The 25829-nt window shown below is 63.4% G+C and carries 22 protein-coding genes; 7 read left to right on the top strand and 15 right to left on the bottom strand.

Annotated features, from left to right (window positions below; all coding sequences use genetic code 11):
- Positions 1–15: 15 nt before the first annotated feature.
- The 4 genes from QFZ88_RS19500 to QFZ88_RS19485 form a co-directional block, all read right to left on the bottom strand.
- Positions 16–816, bottom strand: coding sequence for an ABC transporter permease (locus tag QFZ88_RS19500; protein ID WP_024927048.1), 801 nt, complete (start codon positions 814–816; stop codon positions 16–18).
- Entirely contained in the window at positions 813–1691 is an 879-nt protein-coding gene (locus QFZ88_RS19495) for an ABC transporter permease (protein WP_024927049.1), read from the bottom strand. The genes QFZ88_RS19500 and QFZ88_RS19495 overlap by 4 nt, the downstream gene beginning before the upstream one ends.
- Positions 1688–2728, bottom strand: a complete 1041-nt coding sequence (locus QFZ88_RS19490; RefSeq protein ID WP_051504906.1) for an ABC transporter ATP-binding protein — start codon at positions 2726–2728, stop codon at positions 1688–1690. The genes QFZ88_RS19495 and QFZ88_RS19490 overlap by 4 nt, the downstream gene beginning before the upstream one ends.
- A 77-nt stretch (positions 2729–2805) precedes the next feature.
- Complete coding sequence (locus QFZ88_RS19485) at positions 2806–4173, bottom strand: aspartate aminotransferase family protein (RefSeq protein WP_024927051.1); 1368 nt, start codon at positions 4171–4173, stop codon at positions 2806–2808.
- Positions 4174–4276: 103 nt separating this feature from the next.
- On the opposite strand from QFZ88_RS19485, the gene QFZ88_RS19480 reads away from it, so the two are divergent.
- On the top strand, positions 4277–5743 hold the full coding sequence (locus tag QFZ88_RS19480; protein WP_024927052.1) for a PLP-dependent aminotransferase family protein: 1467 nt from the start codon (positions 4277–4279) through the stop codon (positions 5741–5743).
- Positions 5744–5751: 8 nt separating this feature from the next.
- On the opposite strand, the gene QFZ88_RS19475 is transcribed toward QFZ88_RS19480, so the two are convergent.
- From QFZ88_RS19475 to QFZ88_RS19460, 4 genes are all read right to left on the bottom strand, one after another.
- Positions 5752–7890 carry a N,N-dimethylformamidase beta subunit family domain-containing protein gene (locus QFZ88_RS19475; RefSeq protein WP_024927298.1) on the bottom strand — a complete coding sequence of 713 codons (2139 nt, stop codon included), beginning with the start codon at positions 7888–7890 and terminating at the stop codon, positions 5752–5754.
- Positions 7891–7921: 31 nt separating this feature from the next.
- Positions 7922–9226: a histidinol dehydrogenase gene (gene hisD / locus QFZ88_RS19470; protein ID WP_024927299.1), complete on the bottom strand. Its 1305-nt coding sequence runs from the start codon at positions 9224–9226 to the stop codon at positions 7922–7924.
- Between the two features lie 106 nt (positions 9227–9332).
- Entirely contained in the window at positions 9333–11135 is a 1803-nt protein-coding gene (locus QFZ88_RS19465) for a thiamine pyrophosphate-binding protein (RefSeq protein WP_024924896.1), read from the bottom strand.
- A 196-nt stretch (positions 11136–11331) separates the two neighbouring features.
- Positions 11332–12072 (bottom strand): helix-turn-helix transcriptional regulator, encoded by a 741-nt coding sequence (locus tag QFZ88_RS19460; RefSeq protein ID WP_024927818.1) that lies wholly within the window; start codon positions 12070–12072, stop codon positions 11332–11334.
- Positions 12073–12590: 518 nt separating this feature from the next.
- On the opposite strand from QFZ88_RS19460, the gene QFZ88_RS19455 reads away from it, so the two are divergent.
- The 6 genes from QFZ88_RS19455 (at position 12591) to QFZ88_RS19430 (ending at position 18885) form a co-directional block, all read left to right on the top strand.
- Positions 12591–13865 (top strand): polysaccharide biosynthesis/export family protein, encoded by a 1275-nt coding sequence (locus QFZ88_RS19455; protein WP_024924898.1) that lies wholly within the window; start codon positions 12591–12593, stop codon positions 13863–13865.
- Positions 13866–13938: 73 nt separating this feature from the next.
- On the top strand, positions 13939–14817 hold the full coding sequence (rfbA, locus tag QFZ88_RS19450; RefSeq protein WP_024924899.1) for a glucose-1-phosphate thymidylyltransferase RfbA: 879 nt from the start codon (positions 13939–13941) through the stop codon (positions 14815–14817).
- Positions 14814–15377: a dTDP-4-dehydrorhamnose 3,5-epimerase gene (gene rfbC / locus QFZ88_RS19445; protein WP_024924900.1), complete on the top strand. Its 564-nt coding sequence runs from the start codon at positions 14814–14816 to the stop codon at positions 15375–15377. Before rfbA ends, rfbC begins: the two co-directional genes overlap by 4 nt.
- Positions 15378–15390: 13 nt before the next feature.
- Positions 15391–16458 (top strand): dTDP-glucose 4,6-dehydratase, encoded by a 1068-nt coding sequence (rfbB, locus tag QFZ88_RS19440; protein WP_024924901.1) that lies wholly within the window; start codon positions 15391–15393, stop codon positions 16456–16458.
- Positions 16455–17336: a dTDP-4-dehydrorhamnose reductase gene (gene rfbD, locus QFZ88_RS19435; RefSeq protein WP_024924902.1), complete on the top strand. Its 882-nt coding sequence runs from the start codon at positions 16455–16457 to the stop codon at positions 17334–17336. Before rfbB ends, rfbD begins: the two co-directional genes overlap by 4 nt.
- Positions 17337–17346: 10 nt before the next feature.
- Positions 17347–18885, top strand: coding sequence for an O-antigen translocase (locus tag QFZ88_RS19430; RefSeq protein WP_373426390.1), 1539 nt, complete (start codon positions 17347–17349; stop codon positions 18883–18885).
- On the opposite strand, the gene QFZ88_RS19425 is transcribed toward QFZ88_RS19430, so the two are convergent.
- From QFZ88_RS19425 to QFZ88_RS19395, 7 genes are all read right to left on the bottom strand, one after another.
- Positions 18854–20077: a DegT/DnrJ/EryC1/StrS family aminotransferase gene (locus tag QFZ88_RS19425; protein ID WP_024924904.1), complete on the bottom strand. Its 1224-nt coding sequence runs from the start codon at positions 20075–20077 to the stop codon at positions 18854–18856. The two genes, QFZ88_RS19430 and QFZ88_RS19425, sit on opposite strands and share 32 nt — an antisense overlap.
- Positions 20074–21048, bottom strand: a complete 975-nt coding sequence (locus tag QFZ88_RS19420; RefSeq protein WP_024924905.1) for an NAD-dependent epimerase/dehydratase family protein — start codon at positions 21046–21048, stop codon at positions 20074–20076. Before QFZ88_RS19420 ends, QFZ88_RS19425 begins: the two co-directional genes overlap by 4 nt.
- Positions 21048–21767 carry an acyltransferase gene (locus QFZ88_RS19415; protein WP_024924906.1) on the bottom strand — a complete coding sequence of 240 codons (720 nt, stop codon included), beginning with the start codon at positions 21765–21767 and terminating at the stop codon, positions 21048–21050. Before QFZ88_RS19415 ends, QFZ88_RS19420 begins: the two co-directional genes overlap by 1 nt.
- Positions 21757–22890, bottom strand: coding sequence for a DegT/DnrJ/EryC1/StrS family aminotransferase (locus QFZ88_RS19410; protein WP_024924907.1), 1134 nt, complete (start codon positions 22888–22890; stop codon positions 21757–21759). The genes QFZ88_RS19415 and QFZ88_RS19410 overlap by 11 nt, the downstream gene beginning before the upstream one ends.
- A complete protein-coding gene (locus QFZ88_RS19405; RefSeq protein WP_024924908.1) occupies positions 22887–23924 on the bottom strand; it encodes a Gfo/Idh/MocA family protein in 1038 nt (345 codons plus the stop codon). The genes QFZ88_RS19410 and QFZ88_RS19405 overlap by 4 nt, the downstream gene beginning before the upstream one ends.
- Positions 23921–24427 (bottom strand): acyltransferase, encoded by a 507-nt coding sequence (locus QFZ88_RS19400; protein WP_024924909.1) that lies wholly within the window; start codon positions 24425–24427, stop codon positions 23921–23923. The genes QFZ88_RS19405 and QFZ88_RS19400 overlap by 4 nt, the downstream gene beginning before the upstream one ends.
- 266 nt (positions 24428–24693) lie before the next feature.
- Entirely contained in the window at positions 24694–25695 is a 1002-nt protein-coding gene (locus tag QFZ88_RS19395; protein ID WP_171020973.1) for a glycosyltransferase family 2 protein, read from the bottom strand.
- Positions 25696–25829 lie beyond the last annotated feature (134 nt).

Here is a 25829-nt window from a genome sequence, read left to right as displayed (position 1 = left end):
GTCTGTTTCTGATGGCTATTTGTTTTTGCTCATGCCTTGCAGGCGCAAGGCAATGAGGACGATCACCACGGACGACACCAGAAGCAGCGTCGAGACCGCGTTGACCTCTGGCGACACACCGAGGCGGAGCATTCCGTAGATGTAGACGGGCAGAGTGGTTTGGCCGGCATCCGCCAGCAGCATGCTGATGAGGAAGTCGTCGAGCGAGGAGGCAAAGGCAAGCATCGCGCCGGAAAGGATCGCCGGCAAAAGCAACGGCAAGGTGACGCGTCGAAAGACCTGCCATTCGTCGGAATAGAGGTCGCGGGCAGCATCCTCCACCGCGGAGCCCATATCGGCCAGCCGCGCCTGGATCGGCAAGTAGGCGAAGGGCACGCAGAACACGGTGTGGGCGATGATGAGGTTGCCGAGGCCGAGCTTCAGGCCGATGCCGGAAAAGAAGACCAGCGTCGCCACCGCCACCATGATCTCCGGTACCACCAGCGGCATCAGGATCAGGCCGAGCGTAATCTTGGCGCCGGCCCCCATCCTCGCCTGTCGCAGGCTGAGCGCGGCGGTGACGGCGAGCAATGTCGAGAGGATCATCGAGGCGACGGCGACGATCAGGCTGTTCGACAGGGCAACGCCGATGTCGCGGTTCTGGAACACCCGGACATACCAGTCGAAGCTGAAGCCTTCCCAGATCGTCGCCTGGCGGCCGACATTGAAGCTGTAGATGACGATGACCAGAAGCGGCGCATAGAGGAAAAGATAGACGATCCAGGTGAGCGAGCTCAGCCCTGGCGTCGTCTTCCAGTCGAAGGGCTTGGCGCTCATCGTGCGGGCACCTTGTTGACGGTCTTGCGCACGACCAGGAACAGCGCCGCCAGGATGGCCACCGAGACGACGGTGGCGAGTGCCGCGCCGAAGGACCAGTTGCGCGAACTGCTGAATTGCAGCTGGATCAGGCTGCCGATCATCAGGCGGCGGCCGCCGCCGAGCAGGTCCGGTGCAAGGAAGCTGCCCAGCGCCGGCGCAAAGACCAGCAGGCTGCCGGCTACCGCGCCTGGCTTCGCCAGCGGCCATACGACGCGGCGGAAGGTGCTCCAGCGCCCGGCATAAAGATCGTGCGAGGCCTCGATAACGTCGCCGTTGAGCCGCTCGAGCACGGCGTAGATGGGCAGCACCATGAAGGGCAGATAGGTGTAGACCATGCCCAGAAGAATCGCGACGTCGTTGTAGAGGAACTGGACGTGACCCTCGACCAGGCCGATGCGGCGCAGACCATTGTTCAAGAGGCCCTCGTCGCGCAGGATCAGCACCCAGCAATAGGTGCGGATCAGGGTGTTGATCCAGAACGGCAAGGTGATGAGCAACAGAAGCCGGGCGCGCTTTGCCGGCGCGCTGCACGCCATGTGCCAGGCCAACGGCAAGCCGATGGCGAGGCTGATGGCCACGGTCAGCGCGGCCAGAAGCACGGAACGCCAGAGAATGGCGAGATATCCGGTAGAGAAGACGAGATTGCCGTCGAAATCTTCCTGGAACAGCAACTGCCGATAGGCCTGCGCGGTGAACGGCATGGTCACGCCGCCATAGGCGCCGTTGGTCATGAAGGAATAGACCACCGCCAGCCCCATTGGGGCCAGCATGAACAGCACCATGGTCACCAGGACCGGGGAACGCAAAAGGATCGTGGCCAGCCGGTCGTTCATGCGTCGAGCATCCATTCGTTTGCCCGATCCCAGGAAAATTCGGCCCGCTCGCCGACCGAAATACCCGAGACGGCGCCGCGCAGGCGTGCGCGGATGGAAATGTCACCCGTGCAGCGCGCCTCGATCAGCGTATCCGCGCCAAGAAAGGTCACACCGGTGACTGTGGCGGCGATGCCGCGATGTCCGGCGGCGGGTCTTGGATCGACCGAAATCTGCTCCGGGCGGATCGAGATGGTCCTGCCCTCGGGCCGACCGACAAGACCGGACGGGATGAGGTTCGCCTCGCCAATGAAATCGGCGACAAAACAGGTCGAGGGACGCGCGTAGATTTCGGCGGGCGCGGCCACCTGCAGCACCTTGCCCTTGTTCATCACCGCGATGCGGTCCGACAGGGCCAGCGCCTCCTCCTGGTCGTGGGTGACCATGACGAAGGTGAGCGAGGTTTCCTTCTGCAGCCGCTTCAATTCGCCCTGCATCGCCTTGCGCAGCTTGAGGTCGAGCGCCGACAGCGGTTCGTCGAGGAGCAGCACCCGCGGACGCGGCGCCAGTGCGCGAGCCAGCGCGATACGCTGCTGCTGGCCACCCGACATCTGCGTGGTGCGGCGGTCGGCAAAGGCCGGCATCTGCACCAGTTCGAGCACCTCGTCGACGCGGCGTTTGATGTCCGCCGGTTTCCAGCGGAGCATTTCGAGCCCATAGGCGATGTTCTGGCGCACGTTCAGATGCGGGAAGAGCGCATAGCTCTGGAACATGGTGTTGACCGGCCGCTTGAACGGCGGCTCGTGGCCAATATCGCGACCGTCGAGCAGCACCCGCCCCGAGGTCGGATGCTCGAAGCCGGCAATGATGCGCAACAGCGTGGTCTTTCCGCAGCCGGAGGGGCCGAGCAAGGTGAAGAACTCATTGTCACGGATTTCAAAGGTGGCATCGTCCAGCGCGGCGATCTGGCCCGCGCCGAAACCGAAACGCTTGTCGACGTGATCGATACCAAGCAGGACAGCGCCTGCCCCGCTGACACGAGCCCCGGCCGGCGACATTTCCGCGATCCGATACAGCCCTCCGTCGTCCACGATGTTAGCCTCCCGTCCTTGTCCCGCTCGATGCCAGGTCGCCACTACACCCGACCGAGACCGCGCTCCAGAGCCACCTCGGAAATGGCTTGGCGGAGAAGACGCGTGCAAAGTGCCAGATCATCACGTGTGGCTATGAGCGCCGGCGCGATCTCGATGGCGGTGCCGATGGGACCGACGATGACGCCGAGTTCCCGCGCGCGCCGGGCGATCGCCACGACGGTGTCGTCGGTGAAAGCGGCGCGGCTTGCCTTGTCCGCTGTGAAGTCGACGGCCTGCCAGAAGCCGCGGCCGCGAATGTCGCCGACGATCGGGTGATCGCCGAAAGCGTCCTTCATGCCCTGCTGCCATTCACGACCGAGCACATCCGAATTCTCGACCAGCTTTTCACGCTCCATGATCTCGATCACCTTTAGCGAGGCCGCGCAGCAGATGGCGTGGCCGCTATAGGTGTGGACGTGGCGGAAATGGCTGATGCCTTCGGCGATTTCGTCGCGAGTGACGACGGCACCGATCGGGGCGTAACCGGCGCCCATCGACTTGGCCATGTTGAGGATATCGGGCTCGATGCCGAGCTGTTCGGTGGCGAACCAGGTGCCAGCGCGACCGAAGCCGGTGATGACTTCGTCCATGATCAGCACGATGCCGTATTTATCGCAAAGCGCGCGGACCTTTTTCCAGTAGCTCGGCATCGGGATCTGCACGCCATTGGCCTGCTGGAACGGCTCGCCGATGAAGGCAGCGACCAGTTCGGGGTCCTCGAGCAGGATCTGGCGTTCGAGATGGGCAATGCAGATGTCGGAATAGGTCTCTTCGTCCAGCCCGTAGGGATTGCGGTAACGCATCGGATTGGCAACGAAGGAATGGCCCGGCACGCGCGGATCCGGCACGTCGCGCACCGCCAGCCAGTCGGTGCAGGACAAGGCACCCATGGTCGCGCCATGATAGGCGCTCCAGCGCGAGATGACCTTGAAGGCACGCGGCTTCCTGCCGCTCTGCTGAAGATACTGCTTGGCGATCTTCAGCGCGGTTTCCGTCGCCTCCGAGCCGCCGGAGGTGAAGGTCACCCGGTTCAGCCGGCCGGGCGTGATTTCGGCCAGCTTCCGCGCCAGCTCGGCGGCAGCGGCGTTTGTGTTACGCCCGGCGCCGGAATAATGCATAGTGACCGCCTGGTCGTACATCGCCTGAGCGATTTCGCGGTTGCCGTAGCCCAGCGAGCCGGCACGTGTCGTGGCGCTCATCATGTCGAGCAGCGTGGTGCCGTGCTGGTCGGTGACACGGACACCGCTGCCCGACATCAGGATGCTCGGGCCATGGGCATCCATATCCTCGCGCGGCACCAGCGGGAAGATCAGGTGCCTGGCGCTCGCCTCGGCGTCGTGAGCGGAATTTCTCAGCATTTGCGTGTTCATGAACCGACGGGCTTCCAGCTTGACTTTGGTCTTGAGGCCACAACGATAGGAGACTACTGAATGGGCCAAAATCGCCAGAAATGTACAAAATGGGGATACCAGTTTGAGCGAACCGATCCGCGACATCGCCATCGACTCGACGGTAATCGATCCGCTGGACGCGGTGCCGATCTTCCAGCAGCTGTACCGGCAGATCCGCGACCAGATCGTTTCCGGCATCCTGAAGGACGGTGCCCGCCTGCCGTCGACGCGCGCGCTGGCCGCCGATCTCAGCCTGTCGCGCACCACTACCATCGCCGCCTTCGAGCAACTGGAGGCAGAGGGTTATATCGAGACACGCAAGGGCGCGCGCGCCAGGGTGCTGCCGCTGCCTTTCCTCGACCAAGGCCGCGACGTCGAGCGGCTGCCGACACTTCAGGATAATCTCTCGCAACGCGGCCAGACGCTGGTGACGCTGCGCCACGAAACCGGGTTTCCGGGCAGCTATACCCTGCAACCGGGTCTGCCCGACGCACTCAGCTTTCCCTTCACCATCTGGCGCCGCCTGATGTCGAAGCATACACGCCATGCCGCCGGCGAGACCTTCGGCTATCACAGCTATGGGGGCCATCAGGGACTTCGCGAGGTGATCGCGCAATACATGCAATCCTCGCGCGGGGTGAAGTGCCTGCCCGACCAGATCATGGTGACCGCCGGTGCGCAGAGCGCGTTCCAGCTGCTGGCGCATCTTTTGATCGACGCCGGCGACCCGGTGATGATCGAGGAACCGGGCTATACGGGCGCGCATGGCGCCTTCGTGGCGGCCGGCGCGCGCATCGAACCCCTTGCGGTCGACGGACGCAACTGGGACCTGAAGACAATCGCCACGGTGCGACCGAAGCTGATCTACCTCACCCCGTCCTGCCAGTTTCCGCTCGGCTCGACGATGCGGATCGAGCAACGGCTGCGCATACTGCAACTGGCGGCCGAGACTGGCGCCTGGGTGATCGAGGACGATTTCGACAGCGAGTTCCGGTTCAGCGGCAGTCGTGTGCCGACGCTCCAGTCACAGGACGTCGACCATCGCACGATCTATGTCGGCTCCTTCGCCAAGACCATGCTGCCGGATTTGCGCCTGGGCTTCATCATCTTCCCGGGCGCCGTAGTGCGGCCGGTGCGCAAGGCGAATTTCCTGATGGGGACAGCTGCCCCGCTGGTAACGCAGGCGGCGCTAGCGGATTTTATCCGCAACGGCGATTTCGCGCGACACACACGGCGCATGAAGCGGCTTTACGCAGTGAAGCGGGCGTTGCTGGTGGCGCAAGCCGAGGCATTGTTCGGCGATGTCATGGAACAGCTCGACGAAGGCAACGGCCTGCAAACCACCTGGCGGTTCCGGCGTGAAGCGGACGACGTCGCGATCGCCCAGAGCGCGCTGAAGGCCGGCGTCAACACCACCCCTTTGTCGGCGCATTACATTCACGGCAAAGCCGAACAGGGGTTGATGATCGGCTATGCGGCGACCGAGGAAAAACAGATCCCGCGCGCGCTGCAAAAGCTCAACCAGGCCATCCGCCAGCATCTGGATTAGCGGACGGGTTAGGCGGCGCGCAGCATCCGCTTCAGCACATTCCGCGTCATTGTCGCTACGGTGTTGTCGTAGCCATTGTGCGAAAGGGCACTGAACCACTGCATGGAGCCGACCGAGAAGACGAGACCGCCTTGCGCGGTTTCGAAACAGACGATGTCGGACCGCACCAGCGGGTTGTCCGGAAGCGTCGAAGCCTCATTGATGTCGCGGCGCTCGTCGATCACCAGCTGATAATCCGCCGAGAAGCCCGTTGCCGTGGCCAGAACCAACGCATGCGCGGGCGTTCCAAGCACCGGGTCGGCGCGGTCGACCTCATCGCCGGCAGCTCCGACGCCAAGGCCCAAGGTCTGGAAATCGCCGATCATTTCGTCTTCGACGATATTTGCGAGCAAGGCCGCCGCCAACGGATGCTTTCGGTCGGCCACCTGTCGGTACGGGCGCGGCAGGCCGCAGACGTCATGCGAGGTCCAGCCCTGGGCGGTGAAGCCGACACCGACAAGGCGCTGGGGCGCGCGGCCGCGAGACCGCCACAGACCACCGATCTCGCCGGTCAGCGCGTGCCGTGCCTCGCCGGGATTGGAGATCCAGGGCCGCGTGCCATTGGGCCGGCGCACCTCGATGGTGTTGCCGTCTTCCGACAACGAGGTGACGCTGTAAAACCCGTTGCCACCGAGATAAGCGAGGCTGCCGCCGGCGCCGAGATAGGTTTCGAACGCATCCAGCATCCGCCCCGACACATATTCGGGATGCGAGCCGGTCATGACTGCCTTGTAAGGCTTCAGCAGTGCCTCGCCTTCGCGGTGAAGGTCGTGGTCGGTGATGATGTCGACCGGTTGGTCAATGGCGTCGAGCCAATCGACGGCATATAGGTCGGCGCACAGATGACGGCCGAAATGTTCGCCGGCTACTGATTTCAGCAGTCCTCGACCCGGTCGAAACGTCTTGATTGGGTGGCGCAGCGAGGCGAACGGCACGCCTGCGCCGTCGACATAGCGGTCATAGGCGCAGTTCAGCCCATAATCTCTCCACATCTCGTTGCCATAGGCGACATAGGTGAAGGTCGGCACCAGCAGTGCCAGCGGCGCCGTCGCTTGCCCATTGCGCGGACAGACGAGGAAAGGAAGATCGTCGGTCTCGCCGCCCGCCTTCAGCCGCGCCGTGTAGACACCGCTCGGCAGATCGCTGGGCACGGCAAAGGCAAAACTCTCGCTCCAGTTCGCGTCGGACAGCGAATCCTCATGGAAATGGATGGCCGAATAACCGCGAGGGTCGGCCATGGGATCGTCGTTTTCGCCGCTCCAATGCGGACCGGTCATGAGGCGGACCGGCGATTGATGGGTGGTGCCGTGCAGTCCGCGCCCGCCAATGTCACGAACCTCGGTGCCATCGCTTCCGACGTTGAAATCCCAGGCCGCGATCAAGGGCTGCGGCAAAGCCGAAAAATCCGCAGCCGACACGAACCCGGCAAGCTCGGCATCGCCCAGGCATTTTCCGAAGATGCAGGGATCGGCGATCTTGCCGTTGAAGAACAGGCCGGGACGCCCGCCTGCCATCGACGCGGCAATCAGAAGTGCGGTATCCGAACCGGCGGCGCGTGGCAAATGGCCTGCCGCTCCGGGCTCGCCGGCGATCGACAGGTCGCGCGGATGCAATCCGGCCGACAGCCGGGCCGACCCGCTAGCGGCATCATAGCGCGCGGCGATCCAGTGCCAGCGGCGCTCGGCGACAGGTTCCTCGCCTTCGATCCGTGAGGGGCCGAGGCGCAGAAACAGCCTGCCGGTGTCAGTGAGGCCGAGCGCATAACCGGTTTCGTCTTCTCCTTCCTTGGACAGGATGACCTGTTCGCCGTGGCCGGGGCGCGTCGGATAAATCCAGGCAAACAGGGTGAAGTCGTCGGTCAGTCGCAGATCGGCGTGGTCCGGCACGACGACACAGGAGCCGGGAAACAGCGGCTGTTCCATGCCGGGATATTCGCCATTTGCGGGGCTTTCGATCGGCACTTCGCGGCGACCCGGCCCGCGCGGATCGGCATCGCCATGCAGCAGGCGCACGATCTCGGCCTTGAACACCGGAGCATCCGTGCTGACCATGAAGGACAGCGTTTCGCCCGGACGGACACTCAGGCGGTCGGTGTACCCAGTCAGCATCGTGCCCCTCAAAATCCCAAGGCTGCCATTCCTATTCGACAGCGACGCCATAGGGAACATTCTTCCCGCCGTAACGCCGGACACGAATGTTGGCCTGTTCGGCGTGGCCGACAAACCCTTCCATGATGCAGAGGCGCGAGCAATGTTCACCGATCACGGCAGAGGCCTCGTCGGTCAATATGCGCTGGTAGGTGCAGGTCTTGAGGAACTTGCCGACCCACAGGCCGCCGGTGTAGCGCGCGGCCTTTTTTGTGGGCAGCGTGTGATTGGTGCCGATCACCTTGTCGCCATAGGCAACCGTCGTGCGCGCGCCGAGGAACAAAGCGCCGTAGTTTTTCATCTTGTGCAGGAAATAGTCGGGTTCGGCGGTCATCACCTGCACATGTTCGGAGGCGATGCGGTCGGCTTCCTTGACCATCTCGTCCACCGTGTCGCAGACGATCACCTCGCCGTAATCGTCCCATGCCTTGCGCGCGATCTCGGCGGTCGGCAGGATTTTCAGCAGGCGCTCGATTTCCGCAAGTGTGTCCCGGGCGAGTTTTTCCGAGTTGGTCAGCAGGACAGCGGGCGAGTTGATACCATGTTCCGCCTGGCCGAGCAGATCGGTGGCGCAGAGTTCGCCATCGACCGTGCCGTCCGCAATGACCAGCGTTTCGGTCGGGCCGGCGAAGAGATCAATGCCGACGCGGCCGAACAGCAGGCGCTTGGCTTCGGCGACATAAGCATTGCCGGGACCGGCCAGCATGTCGACCGGCGCAATCGTTTCGGTGCCAAAGGCCATCGCAGCGATCGCCTGCACTCCGCCGAGGCAATAAATCTCGTCTGCGCCGGCCAGATGCTGGGCGGCGACGATCAGCGGTGCAATCTCGCCCTGGAATGGCGGTGCGCAGGTGATGACGCGCTCGCAGCCGGCGACCTTGGCGGTGAGCACCGACATGTGCGCGGAAGCGAGTAACGGATATTTGCCGCCGGGCACATAACAGCCGACATTGGCGATGGGGATGTTCTTGTGGCCGAGCACGACGCCCGGAAGCGTTTCGACCTCGATGTCGCGTAGCGCATCCTTCTGAGCCTGGGCGAAATTGCGGACCTGCACCTGCGCGAACTCGATATCGGTGCGCTGGCGGCTGGTGAGGCCGTCGACGCAGCGTTTGATCTCCGCGTCCGTCAGCCGGTAGGACTTGCGGTCTAGGCCGTCGAACTTGACCGACAGCGCACGCACGGCCTGATCGCCGCCCTTTTCGACCTCGGCCAACAGAGCCTCGACGGCTTTGGTCAAGGCCGCCGCCTGAGCAGCCTCGCCTGTGAGCCGCGATGCCTTCAAGTGTCGTATCATGGGATTGGCCTTTCCGGATCACAGGCAGACCGGCCGCCACGGTAAGGCCGCGGCGCCGGTTGGTTCATCGGGATGTCGGTGGCCGCTGCATTGCGACCGCACACACTTACATGTGCTGTTCCAGCGCACGGCCTTCGGCGTAGGCTTCCTGTTCCTTGCCGTAATATTCGGGCGACGGGAAATCCCACCAGCCGGTGACGAAAGGACCAGCAGCATCGCGAGAGGTCGTCACCTCGACCAGCGCCGGCGCGCCGCAATCGAGCGCCGCCCTCAGCGTCTTTTCGAGCTGGTCGGATTCCTCGACCTTCCAGGCCTGCATGCCGAAGTTTTTCGCCACTTCGGAGATGTTGGCCGTGTAAGGCTCGCCATTGCCCTTGTGATGGTTGAATTCGCTGGCGACGTGGCGGCCCATGAATTTGCGCTGACCGCCGCGGATCGACATGTAGCCACGGTTGTTCTGGACGAGGAAGACGGCCGGGATGTCGTTCATGACGGCTGTGCCCATTTCAGGCAGCGACATCATGAAATCGCCATCGCCGACGACCGCGACCACCTGCCTGTCCGGCATGGCGAGTTTGGCGCCGAGGGCTGCCGGCACCGCCCAGCCCATCGGCGAGAAGGAGCCCGAGGTCAGGTGAGTGCGCGGCTCATAGACCGGGAAGGTCTGCTTGACCGCGCCTTGCGTGTTGCCGGAGCCGGCGAGGATGATGCCGTCGCGCGCCATGACGTTGCGCAGCGCGCCGAGCGGGCGCTGCGAGGTGAACGGACTTTCGTGGGAATCGCGGCGCGGTGCCAACATTTCCTCCCACTCGACCTTGGCGGCATGGATGTCGCCGAGATAGCGCTCGCGGCGGTTCATCGCCTTCGCCGCCTGCTGATCGGATATCGCCGCCAGTATGGCCTCCAGCGTGGCTCGAGCATCGGCGACGATGCCGACCTCGGTGGCGTAGTTCTTGCCGATCTCGTGGTGATCAAGATCGATATGGATCAGCTTGCCCGGAGGGATCGAGATCGAGGCGCCCTTGCGGTAGCTCGACGCCGACCAGTCGGTGAAGCGGCAGCCCACCGACATGACGACATCGGCACTGGCGGTGATCTTGTTGCCACAGGAGGTGCCGGTCTGGCCGATGGCGCCGATCGACAGCGGATGGTCTTCAGAAATCGCGCCCTTGCCGTTCCAGGTTGTGGAGACCGCCGCGCCGATTTTTTCGGCGAGCGCAGTGAGGGCCAGCGAGGCATTGGCGCTGATGGCACCGCCGCCGGCCAGAATGACCGGCCGTTCGGCCGACAGCAGCAACGCAGCCGCTCGCTCGACGGCGACCGGGTCGGGATAAGCGACGCCGACCGCCATGCGCTTGGCCAATGGATGGATGGTGACATCGGCGGCTTCGGTCTGGATATCCATCGGCACTTCGACATGGACCGGGCCAGGACGCCCCGACAGCATGGTGTTGAAGGCGCGGTGCATGATGAACGGCAATTCGTCGACGCGGCCGGCCTTATAGGCGCGTTTGGTCACCTGTTCGGTGATGCGCGGAAAGGCGTTTTCCTGCTGGCGTTCCAGTTCCTGCATGACGCCGTGGCCCTTCATATGGGTTGCCGGGCCGCCCGACACATAAAAGGCCGGGATGGAATCCGTGTAGCAGGTGGCGAGCCCGATGATGGTGTTGGTGGCGCCCGGCCCGATCGAGGTGGAGCAGGCCATCGGCTTGCCACTGGCGCGGAAATAGCCATCGGCCATATGGACGGCACTCTGCTCGTGCATGACCTGGATGAAAGGGATTTGCGAGCCTTCGGCGAGAAAGGCGTCGAACAGCGACCAGATGCCATGACCGGGCACGCCGGCGACATAGTCGACGCCGTATTCCTTCAGTGCTCTCGCCACGATCTGGCCGCCTGTCAGTCTCATCTCGCTCGTCCCTCTTTGTCTCTCTGTGACGGGCGGAAAGAAAACATCGACAGCAGTCCAGAAAAAGCACCAGAAATGCGCAATCTGGAGATACCAGTTCGATAATGTCAGATGCTTGCAGCTGGCGCGCTGTCCGCGTCATGCACCGCTTTCGGGCTTAGGCGCGGTGCCTGGAAACTCGTCCCCGGATGTTGAGCTATCGGCCGCCGCCGTGATCGTCGTTTGCCCGGGCGCGCAGAAGCGTTTCGTGATCACGGAAGCGGGCGGCCGCCTCGGTGCGGTTGTGGGTGCCAAGCTTGCGGATGATGTTGTGGAGGTGGATCTTGACCGTATTTTCCGAGAGGCGGACCTCGGCCGCGATCTGCTTGTTCTGCAGTCCGCGCGAAACGAGTTCCAGCACCTGCATCTCGCGCGGGGAGAGGTCGGTTATGCGCATCATGTTGCCGGGATGAGCCATCGTCGGCGGTTCGGCGTCGGCTTTCCTGACCTGGGACTGAAGCAGGCTGGCTGGAAAATATTCGCCGCCGCGCAACATCAGCCGCACGATGGACAGCCAGATGTCGAGCCTCAAATTCATCGGCAGGACGCCCCTGACCAGCTGGGACCCGACGATCTGCGGGAGGTCGTAGACTGAGTTTCGAGCATCCGGCTCGATCATCGCCACCAGGGCAAACGGATGTCGGCGGAGGATGTCGGCGGAGATCTTCTCGAACTCCTGCAAACGCTCGCAATCGACCAGGATCAATGCAACCGGGTGGATGAACTCCTCGCAGGCTACATCGATCCGATCCATCCAGGCGACAACCAGTTCGGGAAACTCCCGTTCGAGCGCAAAGACCAGGCTGGGAGAAACCACCCCTGGCGCTGTCACCAAAAGAAGCATCCGCCGCGCTTCCAGCATTCTCTCCGCGTTGTCGGCCCCGTTGGTCAACGCCAAGCCCTGTGTTTCCACGTTTCACACCCGATCTTGTTGGCGGGTTTTCAGTACAAGCTACGCACCGCCAATCCGGAAAGCGGCAGAGCAAAGCATAAATCGATCCGGCGACAATCGGCACAACCCAATAGGATAGGCTGTAACCATCCATTTGGCGCGGTCAGGGCCAGGGCAAGTTTCCACACACCCAAATGGATTAGCACCGCCGGCTTTGATGCCCCGCGCTCGTCGGCAGCGCCCGTTGCAATCTGTTTGGAGGACGAGGCGCCGGCCGCACAACCTTAAGGATGAGCCGCCCTCTCCCGACGAGAGCCTAGTCAGTTTTGGACGTTCTGGCACATTGCCGGACGGATTGCTTGTCGATCCGAAACAGACTGCCGCCGATGCAAGCTGAGTACGCTTTTGTTCGGCAAAACATGGCTTGGTTCGTACGCATGAAACCTAACGCGCATCGGCGGCACAGTTCACCAAACACGGCGGATGGTTTTCGCCGGAGGCTCGGCACACGCCTTCGCGGCGGATTGGCAATCGCCCTGCTTGCCTGCTCTGCCGCGGCATTGCCCACATCGGCCCTTGCCGATGGCACCCCACTGCCGCCGCAGACCCGACTTCGTGTCACGGTGCTGCAATGGATGCCGGTCAAAGGCGTCTACGAGAACTGGACCGCGCTTGGCGGCGAGTTCGTTGTGTCCGACGCCGGAACCATCACCCTGCCCGTGGTCGGGACGATCCCGGTCCAAGACCTGGACAATGCCGCGCTGGCCGATGAAGTTGCCGACCGCATCCAGAAGAAGACCGGCCTGGTCAACAAACCGGACACCACCGTGGAGGTGGTCGAGTTTCCCCCGATCTACGTGGTTGGCGGCGTCAACAAGCCGGGAGAATACAAATTCCGCACCGGGCTGACCGTGCTGCAGGCTGTGGCGCTGGGTGGCGGGCAGGTGCAACCCAGCCCCGACGCCTCGAAGAACGAGATTCAGCTCGTCGGGACCCTGCAAGGAATCCAGGTCGAAATGCTGCGCTCGGAGGCGCGCATCGCCAGATTGCAGGCGGAGACGATAGGCGCGACGACGATCGACTTTCCGGCAATGCATGCCGGCGTCGACAGCGCCCTTGCGGCGCAGGTCTACGGCCAGGAAAAAATCATCTTCGCGGCCCGTGCCAACGAGCTCGACCGGCAGACCAAGTCGCTGTCCGACCTGCGCGAGCTTTTCACGGCGGAAATCAACGTGCTCGAAGAAAAGAACAAGTCAGCAGACCTCGGCATTGCCGCCGCCGAAAGGGAGCTCAACAACGTCAAGACGCTTGTCGACAAGGGCCTGGCTATTGCGTCGCGGCAGTCGGACCTCGAACGCGCGCTGGCGGATTATCGCGGGCAGCGCCTCGACCAGGTGACGGCCATCATGCGGGCCCGGCAGAACATCACCGAGGCGACACGCAGTCTCGAGGGCCTGCATGACAAGCAAAAAACGGACGTGGCGTCGGAGATGCAGAGCGAGCAGGCCAATCTCGACCAGTTGAAGCTGAAGCGCGACACGTCGCAGAGGCTTCTGCTCGACCAGCTTGCCCAGAAGAACAGGCCGCCCCCCGCCGGCGATGCCGGCCAAGTCACCTACACGATCAAGAGACACGATCAGGGATCGGAAAATGTCTTCGATGCGGCGGAATCGACATTGCTGATGCCAAGCGACGTGGTCGAGGTGCACCTGCCAAAAGCACCCGTGCCGGCCGGCCTGTCGGACGCATCGAACGATGCCGTGCCGGAGAAGACCAGCGCCACCGAGGCCAGCCAATGAACCGAGTTCAGCGGTTCGGAAACAGTCACCGGCAAGACCGAGCCGCAGCATAGGGGCCAACACATTGGGCGCCATGAAGGGGATCATCCTGGCAGGAGGCAACGGCACGCGGCTTTATCCGCTGACGATCGCCATCTCGAAACAGATCCTGCCCGTCTACGACAAGCCGATGGTGTATTACCCGCTGAGCGTGCTGATGCTGGCGGGGATACGCGAAATCCTCATCATCTCCACCGAACGCGACCTGCCGAGTTTCAAGGCTTTGCTCGGCGATGGGTCGACATTCGGCCTGTCGCTTTCCTATGTCGAGCAGGCGCATCCCAACGGACTTGCCGAGGCCTTCATCCTGGGACGTGATTTCATCGGCGACGGCAGCGTCGCCATGATCCTGGGCGACAACATCTTCTTCGGGCACGGGCTGTCCGACGTGCTGCGCAACGCTGCGGCCCGCGAAAGCGGGGCCACTGTCTTCGCCTATCATGTCGACGAACCGGAACGCTATGGCGTGGTCGATTTCGACAGCAGCACCGGCAAGGCTACCGGCATCGAGGAAAAACCGGCAAGACCGAAATCCAACTGGGCCGTCACCGGGCTCTACTTCTACGACAATGCCGTCGTGGACATCGCAGCGTCGGTGCGGCCTTCGGCGCGAGGCGAACTCGAGATCACCTCGGTCAACAACACCTATCTCGAACGCGATGCACTGCATGTGTGCAGGCTCGGCCGTGGCTACGCATGGCTCGACACCGGAACCTGCGACAGCCTGCATGACGCATCGTCCTTCGTGCGCACCATAGAACGACGGCAAGGCGTTCTGATCGCCTGTCCGGAGGAAATCGCGCTGGAAAAGGGCTGGCTCGAACCATGCCGGGTTCTCGCCCGTGCCAACGAACTCGGCAACACGGCCTACGCCGCCTATCTGCGCAGCTGCGTGTCGGAGGTAGCCGCATGACCTTCACCGTTACACCGCTCGGACTTGCCGGCCTGTTGGAGATACGACCGCACAGGATCAGCGACGAGCGCGGCTTCTTTTCCGAGACGTGGAGTTCCGAGCGGTTTCGCGAGGCAGGCCTTTCGCTCGCCTTCGTGCAGGACAACCATTCCCTGTCGGTGGCGAAGGGAACGCTGCGCGGACTTCACTATCAGGCTCCTCCGCGCGAACAGGACAAGCTGGTGCGGGTGGCGCGTGGCGCGATCTTCGACGTGGCGGTCGATATCCGGCCGGGGTCGGCGACCTTCGCGAAATGGTTCGGCATCGAGGTTTCGGCGCGGGAGTGGAACCAGATCTTCATCCCCAGGGGATTTGCCCACGGTTTCCTGACGCTCGAGCCCGATACCGAGGTCATCTACAAGACGACGGACCACTATTCGCCCGCGCACGACCGATCGATCCGCTTCGACGATCCCGACATCGGTATCTCCTGGCCGAAGATGGCGACCCGGTTCGTCCTTTCGGAGAAGGACCGCCGCGCCCCCGGGCTGGCGCAAATGAAGATGCTCGAACCGTCATGACGAGGCTGCGGCCATGAACATACTGGTAACCGGCGGTGCCGGCTTCATAGGATCGGCTCTTTGCCGGCATCTCGCTGCAGACCCGCGCAACCGGGTCATCAATCTCGACAAGCTGACCTATGCCGGCAACCTGGCCTCGTTGCGCGCGGTCGAGGCCGCGCCCAACTACCGGTTCGTGCGCGGCGACATCGCCAATGAGGCATTGGTCGGCGCACTGCTGCGCGAAGAGAAGATCGACCGGGTGATGCATCTGGCCGCCGAGACCCATGTCGACCGTTCGATCGACGGGCCTGGCGCCTTTGTCGAAACCAACATCGTCGGCACCTTCCATCTCCTGAAAGCGGTGCTCGGCTACTGGCGATGCCTGGACGCCGAGGCGGCGCGTGCCTTCCGTTTCCAACATATCTCCACCGACGAGGTGTTCGGCGACCTGCCGCTCGACGCCGGCCTGTTCAGCGAGGAAACCCCTTACGCGCCGTCCTCGCCTTATTCAGCATCCAAGGCTGCATCCGACCATCTGGTGCGCGCCTGGCACCAGACATTCGGGCTGCCGGTGCTGCTGACCAACTGTTCGAACAATTACGGCCCGTTCCATTTCCCCGAAAAACTCATTCCGCTGACCATCCTCAACGCGATCGAAGACAAGCCGCTGCCGATCTATGGCCATGGCAGCAATGTCCGCGACTGGCTGCATGTCGAGGACCATGTGCGCGCGCTGGTCGAGGTGGGCCGATGCGGCCGCGTCGGCGAGAGCTACAACATTGGCGGGCGGGCCGAACGCACCAACCTTGAAGTCGTCGAAACCGTCTGCGAAATCCTCGACCGCCGCCGGCAGCGCGCGAACGGCGCGCGCCATCGCGACCTCATTGTTTTCGTCACCGACCGCCCCGGTCACGACCGGCGTTATGCGATGGACATATCCAAGATCGAGCGCGAGCTTGGCTGGAACCCCGCCGAAAGTTTCGAAGCAGGCCTTGCCCGCACGGTAGACTGGTATCTGGAGAATGAGTGGTGGTGGGCGCCCATCCGCAGCGGCGCCTATCGCGGCGAACGCCTCGGCACGCTGGTGGCGGCACAGTGAAGGTTCTCGTCACAGGCCGGACGGGGCAAGTGGCCACGAGCCTGGCCGAAGCGGCCGCGCAATGGCCGGATATCGGGCTGGTCGCCGTCGGCCGGCCGCAGTTCGACCTTGCCGACAGCGCCACCATCCTCGGTTCGATAACCGAAGTGCGGCCCGATGTCGTGGTTTCGGCCGCTGCCTATACCGCCGTGGACAAGGCCGAGGACGAGCCGGAACTGGTCTACGCGATCAACGCGCAAGGGCCAGCCGCAGTAGCCGCCGCAGCGCGAGCTTTAGGCGTGCCGATCATCCATCTGTCGACCGACTACGTCTTTTCGGGAGACGGCGGCGAACCCTATACGGAGACATGTGCGACCGGACCGCGCACGGTCTACGGTCAGAGTAAGCTCGCGGGAGAAAAAGCCGTCGCGCGCGCCAACCCGCGCCACATCATCCTGCGCACAAGCTGGGTCTACAGTCCGTTCGGGACCAATTTCGTCAAGACGATGCTGGCCTTGGCCCCAACGCGCGACCGGGTAAGCGTGGTCTGCGACCAATGGGGCAACCCGACGTCGGCGTTGGACGTCGCCCGTGCCATCCTGACGATCGCGCGGCAAGCGCGCGAGGCACCGCCCGGCATCTACCACTATGCCGGTGCAGGCGAGACCAATTGGGCCGGTTTCGCCCGCCATGTCTTCGACGCAAGCAAGGCCAATGGGGGTCCGTTCGCGGAAGTCATCGATATCGCATCCACCGACTATCCGGCCAAGGCCCGGCGTCCACGCAATTCGCGGCTTTCCTGCGCGAAGGCGCAAACAACCTTCAAGCTGACCACAGCCGACTGGCGCGCCAGCACCGAGACGGTGGTGCGGCGGCTGCTTACTGCCCAGGCCGGATGAGGCTCGTATCATGACGGACAACCCAACCATGTCTGCCCCTGCGATGTCCGCTCCCGCCCCGGCCAGAAGGCAGACCTACACCCAAATCCTGAAATCGACCGCGATGATCGGCGGCTCCTCGGTCGTCAACATCGGTTTTTCTATCATCCGCAACAAGGCCATGGCGCTGCTTCTGGGGCCTGAAGGCGTCGGACTGATGGGGCTCTACACTTCCATCGCCGATCTCACCCAGACGCTGGCCGGGCTCGGCATTCAGGTGAGCGGCGTGCGCCAGATCGCCGAGGCGGCCGGAGCCGAGGATAGCGAGCGGATCGTCCGGACGGCGACAGTGCTGCGGCGCATCTCCATCGTGCTGGGGTTGGCGGGCGCGGTGCTGCTCGCCGCACTCGCCATGCCGGTGGCGCAATTCACCTTCGGCGACCGCAGCCACACAATGGGTGTGGCGCTGCTTGCCGTCGCCGTGCTGCTCCGGCTGATTTCGGCGGGACAGATAGCGCTCGTGCAAGGCATGCGGCACATCGCCGATCTTGCCCGCATCAACATGCTGGCCGCCCTGTTCAGCACGGCCATCGGTATCCCGATGGTCTACCGGTTTGGTCAAGCCGGGATAGTGCCGGCGCTCGTCGCCATGGCGGCGATGTCGATCCTCACCTCCTGGTGGTATGCCCGCAAGATCAAGGTCGAAGCCACGGCGATATCGACAAGCCAGGTTTTCGAAGAGTCGGCCGCCCTGCTCAAGCTCGGCGTGGTGTTCATGGCAAGTGGCTTCCTCACCGTGGGTGCGGCCTATGCGGTGAGGATCATCGTCATGCGCCAGGAGGGCTTCGAGGCGGCTGGCCTCTACCAGGCGGCCTGGACGCTGGGCGGCCTCTATGCCGGCTTCATCCTGCAGGCGATGGGCACGGACTTCTACCCGCGGCTGACCGCCGTGGCCGACGACGACGACGAATGCAACCGCCTGGTGAACGAACAGACGCAGATAAGCATCCTGTTGGCCGGCCCGGGGCTGATCGCCACGCTGACCATCGCACCTCTGGTGATGACGCTGTTCTATTCGCCGGCGTTTCATCCCGCGGTCGACGTGCTGCGCTGGATCTGCCTCGGCATGATGCTGCGCATCGTGTCATGGCCAATGGGGTTCATCGTGCTGGCCAAGGGCGACCGCAACACCTTCTTCTGGACCGAGGTGGCGGCGACGGTCGTCAATGTCGGCCTGGCCTGGCTCCTGGTGCCACGCGTCGGCCTGGTCGGCGCCGGCATGGCCTTCTTTGGCCTCTATATCTGGCACGGCATCTTGATCTATGTACTGGTGAACCGGATGAGCGGTTTCCGCTGGTCCACCTCCAACCTGCGGCTCGGCCTGATCTTCCTGCCGGCAACCGTCATCGTCTTCGGCGTCGTGTTCCTGCTGCCGGTCTGGCCAGCGGCGGCCGTGGGCGTGGCCTTGACGCTGATCACCGGCCTCTATTCGCTGCGGATGCTGGCGACATTGCTGCCGGAAGAGACGCTTCCTGCCTTCATCCGGCCGTGGCTGATGAAAGCGGCCTGACGGGAGCCACCGCGCGCAGCAGCGGGATCAATGCCAGGACGTGCTCGAGCGCCTCGGTGACCCGGAAGACTTCCTGTTCGGACATCTGCGCGTAGAGCGGCAAGATGATCGAACCGGTCTGTGCCCGCTCGCTGTGCCGCAGCGTCGAAGAGCGCCGGCAAGCACCCGGTTCCGCATAGGCGCCTTCCAGGTGAATGTTCATGATGCCGCGCCGCGTGGAGATACCGCGATCGAGCAGCAACTGCATGACCTGGCGCTGGTCGGCGCGTTCCGGCAAGGCTACGCAATAGCTTTGCCAGTTGGAACGGCACCAGTCCGGTTCGGCCGGCGTGCGCAGGCCGGGGATGTGGCGAAGACGCTGTCCGTACAGGGTGGCGATCCGCCGGCGTCGCGCCACGATCCCGGGTAGCTTGCGCAGCTGCTCACGCCCGATCGCCGCCTGCATGTCGGTCATGCGGTAGTTGTAGCCGAGTTCGGGATAGCTCTCGTAGATGACGGCGTTCGAACTGTGGCGCACCGTGTCGGCCACGCTCATCGCATGCTGGCGCCAGAGCCTGAATTTCGCGTCGTAATCTGGATTGGCCGTCGTCAGCATGCCGCCGTCGCCGGTGGTCACCACCTTGCGGGGATGGAACGAGAAACAGGCAATGTCGCCATGCGGCTTGCCGATCGGCTCCCATTTGCCGTTCCAGAATATCTCGCTACCGATCGCGCAAGCGGCATCCTCGACAAGCGGAATCGCATGGCGCCTGGCGATATCAATGAGCCGCGACAGATCGCAGGGCATGCCCATCTGATGGACGCACAGGATTGCCTTGGTGCGCGGCGTGATCGCGGCGGCGACCAGATCAGGATCGATGTTGTAGTCGCCGGCGGTGGTGTCGACAAACACGGGCAGCGCGCCGCAATAACGCACGGCATTGGCGGTGGCGATGAAGGAATGGCTGACGGTGATCACCTCGTCGCCCGGTCCAACACCGACGGCCTTCAAGGCAAGATGCAGCGCGGTCGTGCAATTGGAGACAGCACAAGCATGTGGTGCGCCGACAAGGGCTGCGAACTCGCGTTCGAAGGCCGCGACTTCCGGCCCCTGCGTCACCCAGCCCGACAGGATCACGCGCCGCGCCGCGTCGGCCTCGCTCTCATCAAGCATCGGCTTAGCGACCGGTATCTGTGCCAGGGCCGCGCTCATTCTGCCGCGACCTTGGCTTGCGCCTGTTCCTGGCGCCACCAGGAAACGAGGTCGCGCAACCCGCTGTCCAGCGAAATGTTCGTTTCGAAGCCGAGGCGCGTGCGTGCCTTGCTGGTGTCGGCAAGCCGGCGCGTCACGCCGTTCACGGCGCGCGCCGGAACGTGTACAGGCTGCAGCGTCGAGCCCATGACCGTGCACAGCATGCGGGCGAGCTGGAGCAGGCTGACCTCGGTTCCGCTCGCCACGTTAAACACCTCGTCCGTGATTTCGGATTTCGCAGCCAGGAGATTGGCGCGGGCGATGTCGTGGACATGAATGAAATCCATCGTCTGCGTGCCGTCGCCATGGATGACTGGCGCCTCACCAGCAGCGATGCGCTCCATCCAGCGGATCAGCACCTCTGTGTAGGCGCCGTGGATATCCATGCGCGGGCCGTAAACGTTGAAATAACGCAGCGCGACGTAGTGGAGGCTGCGCATCTCGGCAAAGGACCGCAACAGCCCTTCGTTGAAGGCCTTCGCGGCGCCATAGATGGTGCGGTTGTTGTAGGGATGGTGATCCTCAGTCGTCGGGAAAGTGTCAGCGAGGCCGAGGACCGAGGCGGACGAGGCGGCGACAATCTTGGACACGCCCGCCTCCACCGCGGCCTCGATCACGTTCAGCGTGCCGCCGGCCAGGACGTCGAAAGCCAGTCGCGGCTCCTCGGCGCATTGGGTGATGCGGATCGCTGCCTGGTGGAACACCACATCGACGCCGGCAAACAAACGGGCGAGCAAGGCGCGGTTGCGGATGTCGCCCTCGACGATGGTGAGCGGAAACGCCGCCATGGCCTGGCGCAGATTTTCGTGCCGCCCGCGTACGAAATTGTCGAGGATAATGATCTCGCGCGGCTGCTCCTGCACGACCAGATCGGCGATGTGGGAGCCGATGAGGCCGGCACCGCCGGTGATCAGTACACGCTTGTCTTTCATCACCTGTCCGCTCCCTCGGGCTTGATGCGCATCGTTTCGACACCTTCCCGCCAGCGCAGAAACCGCGCCGGCACACCCGCCACGATCGCGAATGGCGGCACGTCGGCAGCGACCATCGCGCCCGCCCCGACAATGGCGCCCTTGCCTATCGTGATGCCGGGAAGGATGGTGGCACCGGTGCCGATATCGGCCCAGTCGCCCACCCGCACCGGCCGGATCTCAAGATCGGTACGGATGATCGGCTGGTCGATCGGCAGCCCGCTATGTTCGGACCCCAGCACCTTCGAGCCCGGTCCGAAGCCGACGGATTCGCCGATGATCAGATCACGCGCGTCGAGGAAGACGTGCGGGCCGATCCAGCTGTTGTCGCCGATGATGCAGGTGCCGTCGTGCCGCCCCTGGATGATGGCCATCGCACCGATGAACACGCCGGCGCCGATCCGGAATGTACCGGCATGCCTGAATGACGCGCCGGCGCCGACCTGAAGCCCGGGACCACAGTGCATCGCCAGAGCATACCAAATCGTCTTGCGCATGGTCGCGTCGATGAAGCCGTCTCCCACCGCGAAACGCGCATAGAGATCCTCCAGCCCCTTGTCGCCATAGGCCTCGATCAGCGCTTCGGCGAAACCGCTCGCGAAATTCGGGTCCGAAGGTTCGAGCCGGCGCCCATGTACAGCCGGAACGACCCTGCCATGCGGTTCGGACCTAGCCGACATGGGCCACCCGCACTTCGCTCGAAGCCATGGTCGCTGCCCGGATCACCGAGACGACCTCGGCCACCTGGCCGGCCGTCATCTCGGGATAGAGCGGCAGCGACAGGACCTCGTTGGCTGCCTTCTCGGAAACCGGAAAATCGCCAACGCGGTGGCCAAGATCGGCGTGCGCCGGCTGCAGATGAACCGGTATCGGATAGTGCAGTCCGGTCTGGATGCCGGCAACGTCAAGGCTTCGCCGCAGACTGTCCCGGTCGACCGAGCGTATGGCATAGACATGGTAGACATGCCTCCCGTCGGCAGGGTTCGCCGGCGAGCGGATCGTCTCGATGTCGGCCAAAAGGGCATCGTAGAGCCTGGCATGCGAGCGCCGGGCCGCCGTCCAGTGTTCGAGGTGGCGAAGCTTGACGCGCAGGACCGCACCCTGGATGCCGTCCATGCGGAAATTGAAGCCCTTGAGCCGATGGTGATAGCGCTGCTCCTGTCCCCAGTCGCGCAGCGTCGCCACCATGGCGGCGGTAGCAGCATCGTTGGTGACGACGATGCCACCTTCGCCACAGGCGCCGAGGTTCTTGCCCGGATAGAAGGAGAAGCAGCCGGAATGGCCGATGCTGCCGGCACGTTTGTCGCGGAAATCGGCGCCATGCGCCTGGCATGCATCTTCGATCACCGGCAGGCCGTGGCGGTCGGCGATCTCCATGATCGGCGCCATGTCGGCCATGCGCCCGTAGAGATGGACCGGCACGATGGCCTTGGTGCGCGGCGTGATCGCCGCCTCAAGCTGCGCGGGATCCATGGTCAATGCATGCGGATCGATGTCCACGAACACCGGATGCGCGCCCGTGTAGCGGATGGCCGCAACGCTGGCGACGAATGTGAAGGGCACGGTGATGACCTCGTCGCCCGGTCCGATGCCCGCCGCCAGCAAAGCCAGATGCAATGCGCTGGTTCCGGTGTTGACCGCGACGGCATGGCTAGTGCCGCAATAGGCGGCGAACTCGCGCTCGAAACCGGCCACTTCCTCGCCAAGCACATATTGCCCGGACGCCAGAACGCGAAGCACCGCGTCGTCGAGTTCGGGCTTGATGGAAGCGTATTGCGCCCTGAGATCGAGGAACGGGATCATGCGACGCGCCTCGCGGGTTCGAGTTCGACGACGCGGCCGCGCTGGCAAAGCGACGCGCTTGCCGCTTCGAGGATGCGAACGACCCGCAGGCCGGCGTGCCCGTCGGCGACCGGGGTGCCGCCTGTCTCGATGCAGCCGACGAACTCCTTGAGTTCGGTCGCGAGCGCCTCGGCGATATCGAGATGCGGCGCCCACATATCGCCGCTGCGGTAGCCGATCAGGGCCTGCCGCACCGCTTCGCCATTGGCCTGAAACTCGCCCTTGAGGGTGATGCCCTTGTCGTAGACCTTGATCTTCTCGCTCGGCTCCAGATCGTCATAGACGACCATCTTGCGGCTACCGCCGATCAACGTGCGGCGCACCTTGACCGGCGCCAGCCAGTTGACGTGGACATGCGCGATCAGCTTGCTGTCGAAGTGGAGGTTGAGATAGGCGATGTTCTCGGGCTCGCCGGGGAAATGGCTCATGCCCATCGCGGAGACCGCCACCGGTCGCGCTGGCAGCACGTAATCCATGATCGAGAGATCATGCACGGCCAGATCCCAGATCACGCTGACATCGTGCTGGAAAAGGCCGAGATTCACGCGCACGGAATCGTAATAGTAGATTTCGCCAAGCCCTCCCTCGACCAACTCGCGCATCTTGCGCACGGCGCTGGTGTGGACAAATGTGTGGTCGACCGCCAACACCAATCCACGGCGCTCGGCCTCTTCGATCAGCCGTTCGGCTTCCTCGGAAGAAGGAGCGATGGGCTTCTCCAGAAACACGTGCTTGCCCGCCATCAAGGCACTCATGGCAAGCCTGAAGTGCGTCGACACCGGCGTAGCGATGGCAATCGCGGCGATGCGCGGGTCACGCAGGATCGCCTCGTAATCGTCGGTGACCGCGACGCTCGGATAGCGGCCGCGCACGGCTGCAAGCCGGTCCAGATTAAGGTCGCAGACCGCGATGAGTTCGGTGCCGGCTGCCTCGGAAAGATTGCGAACGAGGTTGGGGCCCCAATAACCATAGCCCACCACGGCGACGCCGATCATCGTGCTTCTCCCACGGCCCTGGCGCGGACAGGCGCGCCCTCCACCTTGCCGACGACGGCCGCCGGCACGCCGGCGACGATGGAAAAGTCCGGCACGTCGCGGGTAACGACGGCACCGGCGCCGACTAGCGCGCCTTCGCCAATCACGATGCCGGCCAGAATGGTGGCGTTGGAGCCGATCGAGGCATGTCGTTTGACGGTGGTGGGAGTGACGGTCCAATCGGCGTCGGACTGCAGCGCGCCGTTTGGCGTGACGGCGCGCGGATAGAGGTCGTTGGTGAACATGACCCCATGACCTATGAAGACGCCGTCCTCGAGCGTGACGCCCTCGCAGATGAAACTGTGACTGGAAATCTTGCAGTTTTTGCCGACGACGGCGTTGCGCTGAATCTCAACGAAGGCGCCGATGCGAGAGCCCGCGCCGATGCTGCATCCGTAGAGGTTGACCAGGTCCGGTTGGTGGATGACGACACCCTCGGACAGGATGACGGAAGAAGAAATCATGCTGCCCCGGCTCTCCTGTTGCCAGCACCGTTGCCCTGGATGGCGCCGCCTGCGACCTGACGGGTGCACGGCGGTTTCATGCGAAGTGGGACGAAACCCCGCTGACAACGAGATGGCTTTTCGGGCCCTGAGTAAATTGAAGAAAACGCGGTAGCGTCATCCCACAAAGGAGTAGACGCCCTGTCGGAAGCCGCATGCGCGACCGCATTTGTGATGACGCGGCAGGGGCCGTGGAATGGATCTGTCGACCTGGTGCCATCGTACGATCAGAAACGACGCGAGAAGCTCGACTTCGCCGAACTCATGGCCTGCCATCCCGCCTGGCCGATCAACCGTTTGCTTGCCAGTTTGGCCCACGGCCATGACTTGCGAATTCCGGGACATACGTCTTGCGCGAAGGCCGAGATAGCATCGACCGCATCAAGATCGCCCGCGTTGAAGGCGGCACTCGCCCGCCCGATGGCCTGTCGCGCCAACCCTTCGGAAAGCGTCGATCGCACCGCCGGGTCGGCGGCCAGCGTCCCACCAGCTTCGGTCAGGAAAGCCATGATCGCCTTGTGACGTTCCTTGAGGTCGGCCAGCATGTGGCCGGCACTGTAGGCCAGCGACATGTTGGCGTCGTGCCTGCGGTAGACGCCCTGATCCTCGTTGATAAACCCTACCTGCGCATGCGATGCCAGTCTTAGCCACATCTCCATGTCGCCGCTGTGCGGCAACTCCAGCCGATACCCACCAAGGCGCTTCTGCAATTTGGTACGCACCACAGCCGTCGGCGTCGGCACGATGTTGCTGCCGCCGGAGACCTTCACGAATTCCGCGCCGGTCATGACCAGCGACTTTGCCGTTCCCGCCTTCCTGCCGAGCGGCCGAACCTGTTCTTCCGTGCCGTCCGAGTGCCTTGTGATGGCGTTGCCGAACACGAAGCCCACTTCGGGCGCATCCGCCATGAGCCGGCAGGCCCGGCTCAACGCCTGCGGAAGGATGTAGTCGTCAGCCGAAAGCAGGAGCAGACATTCAGCCGATACCCATTCGATCCCCTCATTGAAGGTGGGTATGTGCCCCCGATTGGTCTGATGCCTTCGAAAGGTCACCCGGCTATCACTGTCGGCAAGCCCCATTCCTATCTCTTCGGTGTTGTCCGGTGAGGCATCGTCAATAATAAGAACGCGAACATCCACACCTCTCTGCTCCAAAATAGTTTCAACACACCCCTGAAGAAAGTGCGCGTATCGGTAACATGGCACAATCACATCGACAGAAATAGACAATTTGTTCTCCTATCTAACGTTGTTTCTTGATTATTTCCTGCACGGTTTTGACACTTTCACCTTGATATTGTTTATCACCTCCAACTGCTGTTTTCTATTTTTGTATTTTCAGCGTCGCTTTCGCTTGCTGAGCT

Origin of the sequence: Mesorhizobium sp. YL-MeA3-2017 (assembly GCF_030814575.1) — a bacterium.
Lineage (GTDB): Bacteria > Pseudomonadota > Alphaproteobacteria > Rhizobiales > Rhizobiaceae > Mesorhizobium > Mesorhizobium terrae.
This window is presented reverse-complemented; position numbering and strand designations above follow the sequence as displayed.

Bases quoted from the DNA above. Each gene is read 5' to 3' on its own strand.
- hisD (WP_024927299.1), bottom strand. From the start codon at position 9,226: ATGATACGACACTTGAAGGCATCGCGGCTCACAGGCGAGGCTGCTCAG.
- QFZ88_RS19415 (WP_024924906.1), bottom strand. From the start codon at position 21,767: ATGTCGGCTAGGTCCGAACCGCATGGCAGGGTCGTTCCGGCTGTACAT.
- QFZ88_RS19465 (WP_024924896.1), bottom strand. From the start codon at position 11,135: ATGAGACTGACAGGCGGCCAGATCGTGGCGAGAGCACTGAAGGAATAC.
- QFZ88_RS19420 (WP_024924905.1), bottom strand. From the start codon at position 21,048: ATGAAAGACAAGCGTGTACTGATCACCGGCGGTGCCGGCCTCATCGGC.
- QFZ88_RS19410 (WP_024924907.1), bottom strand. From the start codon at position 22,890: ATGATCCCGTTCCTCGATCTCAGGGCGCAATACGCTTCCATCAAGCCC.
- QFZ88_RS19475 (WP_024927298.1), bottom strand. From the start codon at position 7,890: ATGCTGACTGGGTACACCGACCGCCTGAGTGTCCGTCCGGGCGAAACG.
- QFZ88_RS19400 (WP_024924909.1), bottom strand. From the start codon at position 24,427: ATGATTTCTTCTTCCGTCATCCTGTCCGAGGGTGTCGTCATCCACCAA.
- rfbC (WP_024924900.1), top strand. From the start codon at position 14,814: ATGACCTTCACCGTTACACCGCTCGGACTTGCCGGCCTGTTGGAGATA.
- QFZ88_RS19485 (WP_024927051.1), bottom strand. From the start codon at position 4,173: ATGAACACGCAAATGCTGAGAAATTCCGCTCACGACGCCGAGGCGAGC.
- rfbA (WP_024924899.1), top strand. From the start codon at position 13,939: ATGAAGGGGATCATCCTGGCAGGAGGCAACGGCACGCGGCTTTATCCG.
- QFZ88_RS19495 (WP_024927049.1), bottom strand. From the start codon at position 1,691: ATGAACGACCGGCTGGCCACGATCCTTTTGCGTTCCCCGGTCCTGGTG.
- rfbB (WP_024924901.1), top strand. From the start codon at position 15,391: ATGAACATACTGGTAACCGGCGGTGCCGGCTTCATAGGATCGGCTCTT.
- QFZ88_RS19430 (WP_373426390.1), top strand. From the start codon at position 17,347: ATGACGGACAACCCAACCATGTCTGCCCCTGCGATGTCCGCTCCCGCC.
- QFZ88_RS19490 (WP_051504906.1), bottom strand. From the start codon at position 2,728: ATGTCGCCGGCCGGGGCTCGTGTCAGCGGGGCAGGCGCTGTCCTGCTT.
- QFZ88_RS19500 (WP_024927048.1), bottom strand. From the start codon at position 816: ATGAGCGCCAAGCCCTTCGACTGGAAGACGACGCCAGGGCTGAGCTCG.
- QFZ88_RS19425 (WP_024924904.1), bottom strand. From the start codon at position 20,077: ATGAGCGCGGCCCTGGCACAGATACCGGTCGCTAAGCCGATGCTTGAT.
- QFZ88_RS19405 (WP_024924908.1), bottom strand. From the start codon at position 23,924: ATGATCGGCGTCGCCGTGGTGGGCTATGGTTATTGGGGCCCCAACCTC.